General features: G+C 73.1%; 15 protein-coding genes. 8 read left to right on the forward strand and 7 right to left on the reverse strand.

Annotated features, from left to right (window positions below; genetic code table 11):
• Nucleotides 1-138 precede the first annotated feature (138 nt).
• Entirely contained in the window at nt 139-1044 is a 906-nt protein-coding gene (locus ACF07B_RS06265; protein WP_392177899.1) for a nucleopolyhedrovirus P10 family protein, read from the reverse strand.
• Between the two features lie 87 nt (nt 1045-1131).
• Between ACF07B_RS06265 and ACF07B_RS06270 the strand changes: the two genes are divergently transcribed.
• The 5 genes from ACF07B_RS06270 to amaP all read left to right on the forward strand — a co-directional run bounded on the left by ACF07B_RS06270 (nt 1132) and on the right by amaP (nt 3593).
• Nucleotides 1132-1617 carry an Asp23/Gls24 family envelope stress response protein gene (locus ACF07B_RS06270; RefSeq protein WP_369484086.1) on the forward strand — a complete coding sequence of 162 codons (486 nt, stop codon included), beginning with the start codon at nt 1132-1134 and terminating at the stop codon, nt 1615-1617.
• Nucleotides 1618-1705: 88 nt separating this feature from the next.
• A complete protein-coding gene (locus ACF07B_RS06275) occupies nt 1706-1891 on the forward strand; it encodes a hypothetical protein (RefSeq protein ID WP_266757222.1) in 186 nt (61 codons plus the stop codon).
• 3 nt (nt 1892-1894) lie between these two features.
• A complete protein-coding gene (locus ACF07B_RS06280) occupies nt 1895-2317 on the forward strand; it encodes an Asp23/Gls24 family envelope stress response protein (protein WP_392177900.1) in 423 nt (140 codons plus the stop codon).
• Nucleotides 2314-3009 (forward strand): DUF6286 domain-containing protein, encoded by a 696-nt coding sequence (locus ACF07B_RS06285; protein ID WP_392177901.1) that lies wholly within the window; start codon nt 2314-2316, stop codon nt 3007-3009. Before ACF07B_RS06280 ends, ACF07B_RS06285 begins: the two co-directional genes overlap by 4 nt.
• Nucleotides 3006-3593: an alkaline shock response membrane anchor protein AmaP gene (gene amaP / locus ACF07B_RS06290; protein WP_384234259.1), complete on the forward strand. Its 588-nt coding sequence runs from the start codon at nt 3006-3008 to the stop codon at nt 3591-3593. Before ACF07B_RS06285 ends, amaP begins: the two co-directional genes overlap by 4 nt.
• Before the next feature lie 461 nt (nt 3594-4054).
• Here amaP and ACF07B_RS06295 read toward each other — a convergent pair whose 3' ends face one another.
• The 6 genes from ACF07B_RS06295 to ACF07B_RS06320 form a co-directional block, all read right to left on the reverse strand.
• On the reverse strand, nt 4055-4810 hold the full coding sequence (locus ACF07B_RS06295) for an SDR family oxidoreductase (protein WP_369484081.1): 756 nt from the start codon (nt 4808-4810) through the stop codon (nt 4055-4057).
• 14 nt (nt 4811-4824) lie between these two features.
• Nucleotides 4825-6639: a glycoside hydrolase family 15 protein gene (locus ACF07B_RS06300; RefSeq protein ID WP_392177902.1), complete on the reverse strand. Its 1815-nt coding sequence runs from the start codon at nt 6637-6639 to the stop codon at nt 4825-4827.
• 142 nt (nt 6640-6781) lie between these two features.
• On the reverse strand, nt 6782-7573 hold the full coding sequence (locus ACF07B_RS06305; RefSeq protein WP_369484079.1) for an SURF1 family protein: 792 nt from the start codon (nt 7571-7573) through the stop codon (nt 6782-6784).
• Nucleotides 7574-7663: 90 nt separating this feature from the next.
• Nucleotides 7664-7897, reverse strand: coding sequence for a hypothetical protein (locus tag ACF07B_RS06310; RefSeq protein ID WP_078943477.1), 234 nt, complete (start codon nt 7895-7897; stop codon nt 7664-7666).
• A 78-nt stretch (nt 7898-7975) separates the two neighbouring features.
• Entirely contained in the window at nt 7976-8974 is a 999-nt protein-coding gene (locus ACF07B_RS06315; protein ID WP_369484077.1) for a DEDDh family exonuclease, read from the reverse strand.
• Nucleotides 8975-9108: 134 nt separating this feature from the next.
• Nucleotides 9109-11688: an MXAN_6230/SCO0854 family RING domain-containing protein gene (locus tag ACF07B_RS06320; protein WP_392177903.1), complete on the reverse strand. Its 2580-nt coding sequence runs from the start codon at nt 11686-11688 to the stop codon at nt 9109-9111.
• A 296-nt stretch (nt 11689-11984) separates the two neighbouring features.
• On the opposite strand from ACF07B_RS06320, the gene ACF07B_RS06325 reads away from it, so the two are divergent.
• The 3 genes from ACF07B_RS06325 (at nt 11985) to ACF07B_RS06335 (ending at nt 15132) form a co-directional block, all read left to right on the forward strand.
• Nucleotides 11985-12785: an acetoacetate decarboxylase family protein gene (locus tag ACF07B_RS06325; protein ID WP_392177904.1), complete on the forward strand. Its 801-nt coding sequence runs from the start codon at nt 11985-11987 to the stop codon at nt 12783-12785.
• Nucleotides 12786-12954: 169 nt separating this feature from the next.
• Nucleotides 12955-13839: an SDR family NAD(P)-dependent oxidoreductase gene (locus tag ACF07B_RS06330; RefSeq protein ID WP_392177905.1), complete on the forward strand. Its 885-nt coding sequence runs from the start codon at nt 12955-12957 to the stop codon at nt 13837-13839.
• A gap of 9 nt (nt 13840-13848) precedes the next feature.
• Nucleotides 13849-15132: an amidohydrolase family protein gene (locus ACF07B_RS06335; RefSeq protein WP_369484073.1), complete on the forward strand. Its 1284-nt coding sequence runs from the start codon at nt 13849-13851 to the stop codon at nt 15130-15132.
• Nucleotides 15133-15161 lie beyond the last annotated feature (29 nt).

Below are 15161 nucleotides of genomic sequence, written 5' to 3' on the forward strand. Positions count from 1 at the left end.
GCTTTCCGAGAAGAGGCACCCCGGCCTACGACGCTCGCCCCGTGGTGGTCAGGCCTCCCGGGACGGGGCGGTCCGGCTTGCGGTGGTCGCCCCGTGGCGGTCATGTTTTCCGGGAGGGGGTGGCCCGGCCTGTGGCGGTCACCTCGTGGCGGGCTGGCCTCCTGGGGCGGGGTGTGGGGTGTGCCGGCTCATGGCGGTCACCAGGACCGCCACTGAGGGGGTGTCCTGTGCGGACTGAGTGATCGCGGCTCTGACCGCCCGTGCCACGTCCACCGCCCGCTCGCCCCCGGAGACCTCCAGCTCGACGCGGATGTGGCGGCGCGGCAGGGCCGCCTCGGTGGCGGGCGCGCTCTCCACGTGGACCGGTCGGCCCAGGACGTCCGTCAGACGGGTGACGCCCGGGACGGCCAGGGCGGCCGCCGCGATCCGCACCTCCTCGGGGTCCTTCGGCACGGACGCCGTCCGCACGCCGTCGCCCGCGTCCCGCGACCCGGCGGCCGACCTGCCCGGCGAGTGCTCCCGTGGGCCGTCGGCCGGCACCGTGGCCCGCTCCTGTACGCCGTCTGCCGGAACCGCCCCGGCCGCACTCCGTTCACCGCCCGCCGGGTGTGCCACGGGCGCCTCGTCCTCGTCCTCCAGCAGGCCCGTCACCCGCAGGTCCACCTCCGTGACGTCGAGGCCCAGGAGCCGTGTCGCCGCGGACACCACGGCCAGGCGCAGCCGGGCCGCGACGGCCGGAAGCGGTTCGGCGCCCGGGGACGTGGGATCCGCCGAGGCGCGGAACTCCGCGGTGACCCGCAGCGGACCGGGCGGCAGCGCACTGGGCGGGGGAGGCACGGCCGGCGTCCCGACCCGGTCGGGGTCGGCGAGAGCGATCCGCAACGCGCCGAGCCGTACCCCCTCGACGGCCACCGTCTCCCGCCGCAGCACCGACTCGGCCGCCTCCTCCGTGATCCACGCGCCGTCGAGCGCGAGACCCAGCGGCAGGAGTCTGCCGAGCCCGAGCTGATGCCGTACCACTTGCGTCCACCGATCCGCGGTCATCGCTCCAGCGTGCCCCATCCACGGCGCGGGACAGCGCGACCCGACCTAATGTGAGCAGAGGAGGACGACCGAAAGGGACGTACGGCGATGACCGACATGACCGAGCGGAACCGGACGGACAGCCCCGACATGGAGAAGGAGGGCCAGCAGACCCGTAAGCCCACCAGACGTGGCGGTGGCGATCCCGCCTCGCGGGGACGGACCACGATCGCCGACGGGGTCGTGGAGAAGATCGCCGGGCTCGCCGCCCGTGACGTGGTCGGTGTCCACACGATGGGCAGCGGGCTGAGCCGGACCTTCGGAGCCGTACGCGACCGGGTGCCGGGCGGTTCCACCAAATCCGTGACGCGGGGTGTGAAGGCCGAGGTCGGCGAGGTACAGACGGCGCTCGACCTGGAGATCGTCGTCGACTACGGCGTGTCGATCACCGAAGTGGCCCGAGCCGTGCGCGAGAACGTCATCGCCGCCGTCGAGCGCATGACAGGGCTCGAAGTCGTGGAGGTCAACATCGCGGTGAGTGATGTGAAGCTTCCCGAGGAAGAGGACGAGGAGCCGGAGTCACGGCTCCAGTGACCCCAGTGCGGGTCACCGGAACGCCGGGACGCTCCGGCCACCGCACCATGAGTGATCACCGCGGCCACCGACTGCTGAGGAGCGCACCATGAGCTTGGCCGTGATCGGCATGATCGCCGGAATGGCGCTGGGCTTCGCCGGATATTTCGGCGGCTTCGGCGCCTTCCTCCTGGTGGCCGCGCTGGGGGCCGTCGGGTTCGTCGTCGGACGGCTCCTGGAGGGGGACCTGGACATCGGCGACTTCTTCCGCGCCCGTGACGACCGGCGGCGGTGACGCGTGCCAGGTCAGACCGACCGGCTCGGTGAGACCAGGCCGGGCCTCACGACCGTCCCGCCACCCGAGCGGGGCGCCACCCGTATCGCCGACCGGGTCGTCGCGAAGATCGCGTCGCGGGCGGCGCGCGAGGCGCTGCCCCCGCTGCCCGCCGACGCCGTCCCCCCGCACGCGACGGTCGTCGTGCGACGCCAGGCGTCGGGCTCCGGGGGCACGGCCGGCACCCCGACGCACAGTGCCCGGGTCAGGCTCAGCCTCGAACTCGGCTACCCCGCCGACATCGGTGCCCAGTGCGGCGAAGTGCGTCGTCATGTCGCCGAGCGGGTAGAGGCGTTGGCGGGGATGGAAGTGCCCGAGGTGGCCGTCCACGTGGAACGGCTGCATCTGACCCACGGGCCCGGCGCGGCACAGGGGAGGACGCAATGAGCGAGCCCCAGGGCTCCGAGGACACCCGGAAGATGCCCGTACTGGAGAAACCGGAGCATCCGGAGGAGGGGGACGGCGCGGGCGCCCTCGGGCAGTCCGCCTCCGCGGCAGCCTACGAACCGCTGGGCACCGCCGCCGACGAGGACGGCCGGCAGGGTCGCTTCTGGTCGGCGCGCCGGGTCCCCGCGGGCGTCCTCGCGCTCGTGCTCCTCGTCGCGGCGGGCGCCTTCCTGTACGACGTCGTGGCCGTGCGCGCCGGACGGTCGGCGCTGGAGTGGCGGACCTGGCTGGCCCGGCAGCTCGCCGAACGGCCGCTCGACGACACGGCGGTCCTCGTCGGCGCCGGAATCGCCGCCGCGGTGGGACTCTGGCTGGTCGTGCTCGCGGCCACACCGGGACTGCGGGACGTGCTGCCGATGCGGCGCACCCACGCCGACGTCCGCGCCGGACTGCACCGGGGCGCCGCCGCGATGGCGCTCCGCGACCGGGCCATGGAGGTCGCCGGTGTGCAGTCGGTGCGCGTGCGGGTGAAGCGCCGGAAGGTCGACGTCCGCGCGATGTCGCACTTCCGGGAACTCGACGACGTGCGCGCCGACCTCGACATCACCCTCGCCGACGGCATCAAGGGACTGGGACTGGCCCGTTCGCCCGCCCTGTCGGTGCATGTCGCGCGGCCCGGACGGAAGGGGTGAGGTCCGTGCTGCGGATCGTCAACCGTGTACTGATCGGCTTCATCGGGCTCGCACTGATCATCCTCGGCGGCTCCGTGCTCGCCGTCGGACTCGGCGTACGGCCGCCGTCCTGGTGGATCCACGACGGGCGGCACGACGTGCTGCTCAGTACCGCCGAACGGACCAAGTGGCGGGAGCAGGGCTGGTGGTGGCCCGCCGTCATCGCCGCGCTCGCGGTGCTTCTGCTGCTCGCCCTGTGGTGGCTGGTCGCCGTCGTGCGGCGCCGGCGGCTCGCCGACGTGCTCGTCGACACCGGCGACGGCGCGGGCGCGTTGCTGCGCGGACGGGCCCTGGAGGGGGTGCTGGCCGCCGAATCGGCCCGGCTGGGCGGAGTCGACCGTGCCGACGTCCACCTGACCGGCCGACGCAGCCTGCCCGAGGCGCGGGTGCGGCTCCTGCTGGAACCGCATGTGGACCCGGGGCAGGCACTGCGTCTGCTCACCGTGGAGGCGCTCGCGCACGCACGCGACTCGGCCGGTCTCGCCGCCCTTCCGGCGGAGGTGCGGCTGCGCGGGGTCAAGCACCGCGCCGAGCGCGTGACCTGACCGGGCACCCGCCCCACCCGCTCGGCGAAGCCCCGGGCAGCACATCCGCAGGGGCGGATCCCGACGCCCGGCACGAACTGCCCGCGCCCGGCACCGGCTGCCCGACGTGCGGCACCGGCTGCCCGGCGCTCGGCACGGACTGCCCGGCGCCCGGCACGAACTGCCCGACGTGCGGCACCGGCTGCCTGGCGCCCGGCACTGGCTGCCCGGCGTGCGGCACGGGCCGGCGTGCGGTCGGGCCGTCCGGGCGCCCAGCAGAGGGGGGACTTGCCATCCGGGTGACCGGCGGACGGGTGGACTTGACGACGGGCGACAGGCGGACGGCGGACGGCGGACGGCGGACGGCGGACGGCGGACGAGCATACGGGCGACCGGCGACCGGCGACCGGCGACCGACGACCGGGTGCCGGGCGGACGGGTCGACGGGACCACCGGTCGCCGGGGCCGGTGGCCGTCCGGGTCTAGAATCCGCTCCGCATCCCGCCGTCCACCGGAAGCATGATGCCCGTGAGGTACGACGCGGCGGGGGAGAGCAGGAACGCGGCCGCACGGCCGAACTCCTCCGGGGCGCCGTAGCGGCGCAACGGGATGCGGGACTCGTTGGCCGCGCGGGTCGCCTCGGGGTCGGCGGACAGGCCGTCGAGCTGACGCACGCGGTCCGTGTCGATGCGGGACGGCAGCAGCCCGACGACGCGGATCCCGCGCGGGCCCAGCTCGTTGGCGAGGGACTTGGCGAAACCGGCGAGGCCCGGACGCAGACCGTTGGAGATGGTGAGCCCGGGGATCGGCTCGTGCACCGAGCCGGAGAGCACGAAGCCGATGACCCCGCCCTCACCGAGTTCCCCGGCGGCCGCGCGGGCCAGCCGCACCGCACCGAGGAAGACCGACTCGAACGCCACCATCCACTGTTCGTCGGTGTTGTCCGCGGCGAACCCGGGCGGCGGTCCGCCGACGCTGATCAGGATGCCGTCGAAGCCGCCGAAGTGCTCACGGGCACCGGCGATCAGCCGGGCCGGGGTCTCGGCGGCGCCGTTGTCGGCCGCGACGCCGACGGCGTTCGGGCCGAGCGCGGAGGCGGCGCCTGCCGCGGTCACCTCGTCGCGTCCGGTGACGACCACTTTCGCGCCGTCGGCGACGAGTTCGCGCGCGGCCGCGTTGCCCAGGCCCCGGGTGGCTCCCGTGACGACGTACACACGATCCTTCAGTCCAAGATCCATGGCCCCATCCTTCCCTATCCCGGTGGCGCGGCCCCCGGTGCTTCCCCCGCCCCGTCGACCCCGAACAGGCTGAGGGCGGAGACCACCAGACCGATGTGGCTGAAGGCCTGCGGGAAGTTGCCGAGCTGGCGGCCGGCGACCGGGTCGTACTCCTCGGACAGCAGCCCCAGGTCGTTGGTGAGGCCGGCCAGCCGCTCGAACAGCTCGCGCGCCTCCCGCGTACGGCCCGTCATGTGCAGAGCGTCCACGAGCCAGAACGAGCAGACGACGAAGGCGCCCTCGCTGCCCGCGAGACCGTCGACGCCGGTCGTCGCGGCGCTGTAGCGGCGTACCAGGAAGCCGTCCGGGGCGAGTTCCGCGCGGACCGCGTCGATCGTGCCGACCACCCGGGGATCGTCGGGGGGCAGGAAACCGACGCGGGGGATGAGCAGCAGGGCGGCGTCCAGTCCGGGTGAGCCGTAGGACTGCGTGAAGGTGTTCCGGACGGGGTCGAAGCCGCGTTCGCACACCTCTCGGTGCACCTCGTCGCGCATCGCCCGCCAGCCCTCCAGATCGCCGTCGAGCGCCGGGTCGTCCTCCAGGGTGCGTACGGCGCGGTCGGCGGCCACCCAGGCCATCACCTTCGAGTACACGAAGTGCCGGCGCGGGCCGCGCACCTCCCAGATCCCCTCGTCCGGCTGCCGCCAGGCCACCCGCAGGAACTCCATCATGGCGCACTCCACCCGCCACATGTGGGGCCGGGACGGCAGGCCCGAGCGCCGGGCGAGCGACAGCGAGTCGATGACCTCGCCGTACACGTCGAGCTGAAGCTGCTCGACCGCGCTGTTGCCGACCCGGACGGGCGAGGAGCCGGAGAAGCCGGACAGCCACGGGATCTCGTACTCCGGCAGCCGGCGTTCCCCCGAGAGGCCGTACATGATCTGAAGGGCCGACGGGTCTCCGGCGACCGCGCGCAGCAGCCAGTCGCGCCAGGCCTCGGCCTCCTCGTGGTAGCCGGCCGACAGGAGCGCGCCGAGGGTGAGGGTGGAGTCGCGCAGCCAGCAGTAGCGGTAGTCCCAGTTGCGGACGCCGCCGATCTCCTCGGGCAGCGAGGTGGTGGGGGCGGCCACGATGCCGCCGGTCGGCGCGTACGTGAGGGCCTTGAGGGTGATCAGGGAGCGTACGACGGCATCCCGGTACGGCCCGTCGTAGCGGCAGCGCGCCGCCCACGCCCTCCAGTCCTGGACGCTCGTCTCCAGCGCCTCGAAGGGGTCGCACAGGGGCGGCCGGGGCCGGTGCGAGGGGTGCCAGGTCAGGACGAAGGCGACCTTCTCGCCCGCTTCGACGGTGAACTCCGAGTGCGTACGGAAGTCCTGGCCCCAGGTGTGCACGGGCGGTTCGCTGCGCAGCCACACCGAGTCCGGTCCCGCGACCGCGACCCGGTGGCCGTCCGAGCGGCGCATCCACGGCACGACCGAGCCGTAGTCGAACCGCAGTCGCAGCAGACTGCGCATCCGGACGCGGCCGCCGGTGCCCTCGACGACGCGTACGAGATCGGGGGCGTGCTCGCGCTGCGGCATCAGGTCGGTCACCCGGACCGAGCCCTCGGCGGTGTCCCACTCGGTGTCGAGCACCAGGGTGTCCGGGCGGTAGGAGCGCCGGGTGCACGCGTTCGCGCCCTCGGGGGCGATCCGCCAGTGGCCGTTGTCCTCGTCGCCCAGCAGGGCCGCGAAGCAGGCCGCGGAGTCGAAGCGGGGCAGGCACAGCCAGTCGACGGAGCCGTCGCGGCCCACCAGAGCGGCGGTCTGCTCGTCCCCGATGAGGGCGTAGTCCTCGATGCGTCGGTGCACGGTGGACGGGTTCCCGACCGGGGCGACGGCCAATCGGGCCGCCGGAGTGGCGTGCGCGCCCGTGGCCGGGCGGGACAGGGACCAGGAGTTCCGGCTTCGCGGCGACGGGCGGGACCGGGAAGCCGGGGCTTCCGCCGCCGCGCTACACGCCCGCCGGTTCCGCCTGCGGAGCCGTCCGCGCGGCGGCGGCCTCCGCCCGGTCACGGCGCTCACGGCGGACGAGGACCACCCAGCCGAAGGGGACGCCCGCGGAGAAGAGCCACCACTGGATCGCGTACGCCATGTGCGGACCGATGTCGCTGTGCTCGGGGTCCGGGATCAGCTCGGGGGAGCCGCCCCGCGGCGCCGGGGCGGTCTGCTCGACGTAGCCGCCGAGGACTTCCTTGCCGAGCCGCCGTGCCTCCTGCCCGCTGCCGATCAGCATGACCTGACGGTCGGGCAGGCCCCGGACGTTCTTGATGCCGCTGTCGGCGGTCGTCTGGTCGGCCATCAGCCGGCCGGTGACGGTGATCTCGCCGGAGGCGGGGGCCGGGATCTTCGGGAAGGCGGTCTGCGCGCCGTCCGCCGGGACCCAGCCCCGGTTGACCATGAGGACACGGCCGTCGTCCAGGACGAACGGGGTCAGGACGTGGTAGCCGACCGCGCCGTCGGCGTTGGTGCGGCGGCGGACGACCTCTTCGTGCGCGGTGTCGAAGCGCCCCTTAGCGGTGACCCGGCGGTACAGGTCGTCGTCCCGGATCTGCCGGCCGGGCGTGGTGACCGTCTCCACGGGTACCGGCTTCGCGGCGAGCGAGTCGGAGATCACCGTGTTCAGGGCGACCTTGTGCTCGTGCCGGTGGAGCTGCCAGAAGCCCAGCTTGATCATCGTCGGGATGAGCACGAGGGCCACGAGAGTGAGGATCACCCACTGGCGGGTCAACAGGAAGCGGTACACCCCATTGACGGTACTCGGCATGATTCGGCCCCCGACGGGAGGGTCCCGCCGAGGGCCGCGCGATACCCCGTCCGGGGGACGGTCCGGTGCTCAGACCTTGTCGACGATCCCCGCCTTCCCCTCCGCGCGGGCACAGTGCGCGCCGCAGTACCAGTGGCCCTCGACCTCGACGCCCTGGCCGATCACCTGCACGCGACAGTGCTCGCAGATCGGGGCCATCCGGTGGATCGCGCAGGAGAAGCAGTCGAATACGTGCACAGCGCCCTGGGCGTGCACTTCGAAGGTCATTCCGTAGTCATTGCCGCATACTTCGCATCTCGCCATGCGCCACAGGGTGGGCTGCCGGGGCGGTGCGGGCGAGCGGGCGCGGGGCGAGTCGCGCGTCAATCACCCGTACGTCCGTCACCCTTCCGACGCGGGTTCGACGTCTCGCAGCAGCTGTCCGAACGCGGCCTCGTCGACCACCGGTGTCCCGAACTGTCGCGCTTTGGCCACCTTCGAGGTGCCGGAGTCCGGGTCGTTGGTCACCAGCAGGCTGGTGAGCCGGGACAGGCTCGTCGCGACGTGCAGCCCGGCCTCCACGGCCCGGTCCTCCAGCAGCTCGCGATCGACGGACGTGTCCCCGGAGAACGCGACGCGCATGCCCTGCTTGAGCGGTTTGTCCGCCGTATAGCGTCCGGGGTTCGGATGGGGGCACGCGGGGCGCTTGCGGGAGGGGCGCCAACTCCCCGACGGATAACCGCCGGACGCGTAGCCCCCGGACTGCCGTCCGATCCGCGGAGCCGCGGCGCTGTCGGACCACTCCTTGAGCGGCAGGCATTCGAGGAGCGGCAGCCGTACCCCGCCGTGCGCGGCGGCCCGCAGGCTCGGCCGGAACGCCTCGGCCAGCACGCGCGCGTCGTCCAGCGCGTGGTGCGCCCGCTGCTGGACGACACCGAAGTGCGCGGCCAGCGACTCCAGCTTGTGGTTGGGCAGCGGCAGGCCCAGTTCCTTGGAGAGCGCGATGGTGCACAGACGCTGGCGCACCGGCGCCTCACGGTCCGCGCGGGCGTACTCCCGCGCGATCATCGACCAGTCGAAGACCGCGTTGTGCGCGACCAGCACACGGCCGGCGAGCCGGGCGGCGAACTCCTCGGCGACCTCCGGGAAGAGCGGCGCTCCGTCGAGCATCTCGCTCGTCAGGCCGTGGATCCACACCGGGCCCGGGTCCCGCTCCGGATTGACCATCGTGTACCAGTGGTCCTCGACCTCGCCGCGCGCGTCCAGCCGGTAGACGGCGGCGGAGATTATCCGGTCGTCGCGGGCCAGCCCGGTGGTCTCCACGTCGACGACCGCGTATCCCTGCGGATACGCGGCCGGCCAGGAGGCAGGGGACGCTGCGGTCGTGAGGTCTTCGAGCATGGTCAATGAGGATACGGGCAGTGACTGACAGTCCCGCCCCCGCCTTCCCGGAACCGGCGCCCCCGCGGACCCGCCACCGGGCCGCCCGCGCGCGAGCCCCGCAACCGGGTCCGGCGGGCCCTGTGTTGACGCGCTCAGCCCAGCGCAGCCACCAGGTCCCCCGCCGTCAGAGCGGTCAGACCGCAGCCGTCGACGGGGCCGGGCAGCAGCCGGTACACGGATCCGCTCGCGCCCTGCGGGGCGACGCCACCGTGCACCAGGGCGAGCAGGACGTGCCTCTTCGCGGCCGCTTCGGCGGCGAGCCCCTCCGGGTCCTCGGCCGGGCGCCGACGCTCCGGGGGCCCCAGAGCGCGTACGCGGGCGGCGAAGGCCAGGTCCGTCTCGCCCTCCGCGCGCGTGTAGTTCCACAGCTCGTCGCCCGAAGGCGCCCGCCGGACCACCGCGACCTCGTCCGTACGGGCCGCCGCGTGCCACGCCGCCAGGTCCCACAGGGTCGTCCGGCCGGTGGTGAAGTACTGGAACAGGTCCTTGCCGACGCGGCCGAGGTCGGCGCTGTGCCGGTACACGCTGTGGAAGCCGTCGGACGACGGCAGATGGAGGTCGGTCCACAGGAACGTGCGGCGCTCCAGGTCGACCAGCAGGGGGACGTGGATGCGTGAGTCGCCCTCCAGGTCGTAGCGCTGACGCACCGTGCGGGGGTCGTACGAGGCGTCCCGTCCGTCCTTCGAAGGGAGTGCCATGAAGCCGGCGAAGGCGTCGAGGAGATGCTCGAAGGCGATGTTGTTGAAGCTGAAGACGATGGGCACGGCGAAGCGCACCGTGCCGTCGGCGAGTGCCGTGAGGTCCAGGTCCACGTACTCGGTGGCGCCGTCGGGCGCCGGGGCCGAGGTCAGGTCCCCGGAGTGGACGGCGGCCCGCTCCCCGTGGACCAGGTTCGTGTAGTCGCACACGCCCACGAACGTCCAGTCCTCGTCGTACAGCGCGACCGACAGGTCGAGGTCGACGCGGATCTTCGCGGGCTGCGTCCAGTGCAGGAAGAGGCGCAGGACCTCCCCCTCGGGGAGCGGCTGGCTGCTGCCGCGCGGCACCGAGACCAGCGCCTTCGCGGACGCGCGCTCGGCGGAGGGGACGGCCAGGCCCGCGAGGCCCGCGTCGAGGACGGCGAGGTCGAAGCGCGGGGCGGACGCCAGCCGGCGTACGGCCTCGGCCTCCAGAAGCGCGCAGACGCCGTCGGTGACCGCCTCGGCCAGCGGGGCCCGGGTGTCGTCGAGCGTGAAGGAGTGGGTGACCTGGCCGCGAGGGAAGAACACCCGCCGCTCGCCGGGGAGATGGCGGACGCGCAGCCGTCCGAGCGCCGCGAGCAGCGGACCGGGACCGGCCTTGGGCAGGACCCGCCGCATGGTGTCGGCGAACCCGTCCGGCAGCTCCTCCAGGTCGTGCAGGCGCAGCACGTGGTCGAGCCTGCGCAGCAGTTCGCCCGGCCGCCGCGCGAGCAGGTCGAGCGCGCGGGGCACATCCTTGTCGCGCAGGGCCTGTTCGGTGTGCGCGCCCCAGGAGTCGGGTTTGATGCGCGCGCCGTCGATCCGTACCGCCTCCGGGTGCGCGGCCGCGGTGCGCAGCAGGGCCGCGCCGAGCGGTGAGGCGGAGGTGTCGGTGGCGCGCAGCACGGCGAAGGCGAGGGCGGCCTTCGGATGCCGGTCGTGCCGCTCGTACGGGTGCAGGATCTCGGCGGCGCGCTTCCACCCGACCGGATGCCGCAGCACGTCCTCGACCAGCGACGACGCATCGAACCCATCCAGTACGGCGAGGAGTTGGCGGCGCAGCGGGCGGGGCAGCGAACGGAAGCGGCGCAGTTCGACGAGATCGGCCTCGCCGCCCGACCAGACCTGCAGCAGCCGCAATACGTCGGTCGCCGTGGTGAGGTGCGCGGCGAGCAGCGGGCGCACGGCCGCGCGCGTGCGCCGGTCCAGCAGGAGATTCCCGAGCACCAGGGCCTTCGTCTCGCGGACGGGGATGTCCGCGGGCAGCCATTCCAGGGCGGCGGGCGCGTGCGCCAGCAGCAGCTTCACATCGTCCCGGTCCTGCGGCGGCAGCGGCGTCCGCCGGGCCAGCAGCTGAAGCAGCGCCCTCACGGAGTCCGCCCGCTGATCGGTTCCGAGGGCCAGCGACTTCAGCGGTCCGAGGGGGAGTTCGCGCCGAAGCCGTGGCGCGGCGGGCTTCAGGAACGGGTCGGCTCGGTCGATCCGGCGGTGGCACAGGGGGCAGCCGGCGTAGTCGGCGCCGTCCCAGCAGGCGCGGCACACCAGATGGGCGCACGGCGAGACGGGATGCACGCCGCCGACCGTGCCGCACAGCACGCACGGCTGGGCGGGCCACTGCAACAGCAGCGTGAAGACCCGGTCGACGTAGAGCTGGAGGGTGTCGTCGGGCACCGAGGCCGGGAAGCTGCGGAACAGCGGCATATGGGTGCGGTCGGCGCCCAGTTCCGCGTCGATCTGCAGGATCAGGGTGCTGCCGGCGTCCCCGAGCCCCGCGGGTCCGAGCCAGGCGAGCGCGGCGCGCAGCGGTGCCGACGGGGCGAATCCCCGGTCCAGCAGCTCGGCTTCAAGAGCGACGAGGCCCTCGGTCGTCGCCGGGTCTCCCGGCCGTGGCCCGGCCTGGTCGACGTAGACGGTTCGCAGGCGGCGGAGCAGCACGGACGACAGTACGGACAAGCGGAAATCCCCCGGGATCCGGAAATGTGTGAGGCGGGGGCGGAGAGTGAGCGCGCTACGGGTGTCAGAGAAAGAGAGAAGGAAGCACGCTTGCGGAGCCGCCCCCGCGATCGCCGAGTCTAGGGAGAGGCCGGCCCGCGGGGCCACCGAATATTTCTGGGGTTCGGGAAGCCGGTCCGTCCGCTCCGGTGCCGGACCCGGGTGTCCGGTCGGCGCATGGCTATGGACCTTTCGTCCGTGCGGTGCAAGCGTGCTGCGCGCCCCAGCAGGTAGCGCCTACGAAGGGCGGTACGGACATGGCACGAGTGAGGTACGGCGCACGAACCGAGGCGGAGATCACCGCCTCGCGCACCGCGAGCTCCAGACTCCCCGACATCTGGTCCACCGGTGTGGTGGCCCTCTGGGAGAGTGACCCGGACGCGGTCGCGGCGGTCCTGCCGCCTCCGCTGAAGCCCACCGCGAGGCCCCTGGTGCGGGTCAGCGTCAGCAAGGTCGATCTGCCCGGATACCCCCTGGGCGCGGGCTCGTTCGCCGTCGCGGCGGCGCACGAGGACGTCGAGGGCTGGTATCCGCTGGTCATGCCGATGACCCACGAGCGGGCCCTGACCGGCGGCCGTGAGGTCTTCGGGGAGCCCAAGAAGCTCGGCGAGGTGACCGTCGAGCGCGACGGGCTGGTCGTACGGGCCGTACTCGCCCGGCACGGCATCGAGTTCGTCGAGGTGCGCGGCGCGGTGACCGGGGCCCTGCCGCTGCCCGAGCCCTCGCAGAAGACCGACTTCTACTTCAAGTTCCTTCCCGCCGTGGACGGTTCGGGCTTCGACGCCGACCCGGTCCTCGTGCACTGCGTGCGCGACGAGAAGGTCCGCAGGCTGGAACGCGTCACCGGGGACGTCGTCCTGCGCGAGTCGATGTACGACCCGGTCGCCGACCTGCCCGTGCGCCGGCTGCTGGAGATCACCCTCGGCGAGAAGACCTCCGGCCAGCGGGGCCGGGTCGCCGAACGCGTCAGCGGCCAGGCCCTGCTGCCCTATATCCACCAGCGCTATGACGATCCGCGGCAGATTCTCGACGGGCCGCCCGAGGGGAGCGTCTGGTGACTCCTCCCCCTCGTGAATGAGGGGGCTTCTCAGTCGACTCCAAGGAGCTTCATGACGGCCAAGCCCTGACCGCTGCTGGAAGCAGATGCCAAGCGTACTACGCGGCTCCGGCACTCAGGATGCGTTTCCCGTCCGGCCGGAAGGCCGGGATTCCCAAACAAGGAGAGAAATGGAACTGCGCGCGGGGCAGGTCGCCGTGGTCACCGGCGCGGCGAGCGGTATCGGGCTCGCCATGGCCCGGCGGTTCGCGGCGGACGGACTGAAGGTGGTCCTCGCCGACGTCGAGGAGGGCGCGCTGGAGAAGGCCGCCGGGGAGCTGCGCGAGGACGGCGCCGACGTCCAGGCGCGCGTGGTGGACGTCGCGGAGCGCTCCGAGGTCCTCGCGCTCGCCGAGGACGTGTACGCCACGTTCGGCGCGGTGCACGTCCTGTGCAACAACGCCGGTGTCGGCTCCGGCGCCGAGGGCCGCATGTGGGAGCACGACCCGAACGACTGGAAGTGGGCCTTCGCCGTCAACGTGTGGGGCGTCTTCCACGGCGTCCAGGCGTTCGTGCCCCGGATGCTGGCCGGGGGCGAGCCCGGCCATGTCGTCAACACCTCGTCCGGCGACGGCGGGATCGCCCCGCTGCCCACCGCCTCCGTGTACGCCGTCACCAAGGCGGCCGTGGTGACCATGACGGAGTCGCTGTACGCGCACCTGAAGGCGGAGCACGCGGGCGTGGGCGCCTCCGTGCTGTTCCCCGGGCCGCACATGCTGCGCACGGGTCTGTGGGAGTCGCACCGCAACCGGCCCGCGCGGTACGCGAAGGAGCGGCCCCGCAGGACCCCGTACCGCAGCCTCGCCCAGTGGGAGGCGGCGATGAACGAGGCGGGTCACGAGGTGCGGTTCACCCCTGTCGAGGAGGTCGCCGACCTCGTCGCCGACGGGATCCGCGAGGACCGCTTCTGGCTGCTGCCCGAGAGCGAGCACAGCGACCGGCAGATCCGGGCGCGGTCGCGGTCGATGCTCGAACGGGCCGATCCGACGTACCTGGAAAATTTCATCCTCGACTGAGGGGGCGCGGTGAGCGAACAGGACCCGTATCTGATCATCTCCTCCGACTGCCATGCCGGACTTCCCACCGAGGAGTACCGGCCCTATCTGGATTCCCGGTTCCACCGGGACTTCGACGAGTTCCTCGCGGGCCAGGGCCGGCGCCGCGAGGAGATGAACCGTCTCGGCATCCGCAACGAGGCGTTCGCCGACAAGTGGTTCCAGGACAACGAGGAAGGCCTGCGCGGCGGTTGGGACACCGCGCAGCGCCTGAAGGAACTGGACGGCGACGGGGTGGCGGCCGAGGTCGTCTTCCCCGACGCGGACGCCGTGGACAGCCGCACCGCGGCCCCCTTCGGCGTGGGCCTCGGTCTCTCCGGGGACCAGGACCCGGAACTCGGCATGGCCGGCGCGCAGGCCCACAACCGCTGGCTCGCCGACTTCGTCTCCGAACACCCCGAACGGCACTGCGGGGTCGCTCTGCTGCCGGTCACCGGAGAGACGGGCAGAGTCGTCGCCGAGGTGTACCGCGCCAAGGAGTCGGGCCTCGGCGCGCTGATGATCCCCTCCATGTGGGTCGACAAGGAGCCCTACCACGACCGCCGTTACGACCCCGTGTGGGCGGCGGCCGCCGAGTGCTCGATGCCCGTGCTCACCCACTCCGGCGCGGCGCCGCGCCACGAGTACGGCGACCACCTGGGGATCTACGTCTCCGAGGTGACCTGGTGGCCCGCGCGCCCCCTGTGGTTCCTGCTCTGGTCGGGGGTCTTCGAGCGGCACCCCGGGCTCCGGTTCGGTGTCGCCGAGTCGGGCTGCTGGTGGCTGCCCAACCTGCTGTGGTTCATGGACCGCCTGTACCTCGGCGCGCACGGCGGCAAGAAGCTGTCGCCCTTCGCGGAGCTGAAGCGGCCCCCGCACGCGTACCTGGACCGGCAGATCTTCGTCTGCGCGACCAACACCAAACGCCGCGAACTCGCCCAGCGTTACGAGATCGGCGTCGACAACATCCTCTGGGGCAGCGACTTCCCGCACCCCGAGGGCACCTGGCCCGACACCCGGGCGTGGCTGGCGAAGACCTTCCACGACATCCCGGTCGCGGAGACCCGCCGGATGCTCGGCCTCTCGGCGGCCGAGGTGTTCGGCTTCGACCTCGCCGAACTGGCCCCGATCGCCCGGCGGATCGGCCCGACGCCGGCCGAACTGGGCCAGGGGGAGGACCAGTCGGCGGTCGAGGCGTCCTGGGCGCGCTCGCGCGAGGTGGGCCGCCACTGGCTGACGGACCACGACTTCCCCGTACTGGGGGTCAGTCCGTGAGCGCCGAGGAGCGAGTGGCCGCCGGGGAC

Origin of the sequence: Streptomyces sp. NPDC015532 (assembly GCF_043078065.1) — a bacterium.
Taxonomy (GTDB): Bacteria; Actinomycetota; Actinomycetes; order Streptomycetales; family Streptomycetaceae; genus Streptomyces.

Coding starts and splice junctions, on each gene's coding strand:
- ACF07B_RS06265 (WP_392177899.1), bottom strand. CDS start 1,044: ATGACCGCGGATCGGTGGACGCAAGTGGTACGGCATCAGCTCGGGCTC.
- ACF07B_RS06310 (WP_078943477.1), bottom strand. CDS start 7,897: ATGGCGAGATGCGAAGTATGCGGCAATGACTACGGAATGACCTTCGAA.
- ACF07B_RS06330 (WP_392177905.1), top strand. CDS start 12,955: ATGGAACTGCGCGCGGGGCAGGTCGCCGTGGTCACCGGCGCGGCGAGC.
- ACF07B_RS06315 (WP_369484077.1), bottom strand. CDS start 8,974: ATGCTCGAAGACCTCACGACCGCAGCGTCCCCTGCCTCCTGGCCGGCC.
- ACF07B_RS06275 (WP_266757222.1), top strand. CDS start 1,706: ATGAGCTTGGCCGTGATCGGCATGATCGCCGGAATGGCGCTGGGCTTC.
- ACF07B_RS06270 (WP_369484086.1), top strand. CDS start 1,132: ATGACCGACATGACCGAGCGGAACCGGACGGACAGCCCCGACATGGAG.
- ACF07B_RS06295 (WP_369484081.1), bottom strand. CDS start 4,810: ATGGATCTTGGACTGAAGGATCGTGTGTACGTCGTCACGGGAGCCACC.
- ACF07B_RS06325 (WP_392177904.1), top strand. CDS start 11,985: ATGGCACGAGTGAGGTACGGCGCACGAACCGAGGCGGAGATCACCGCC.
- ACF07B_RS06285 (WP_392177901.1), top strand. CDS start 2,314: ATGAGCGAGCCCCAGGGCTCCGAGGACACCCGGAAGATGCCCGTACTG.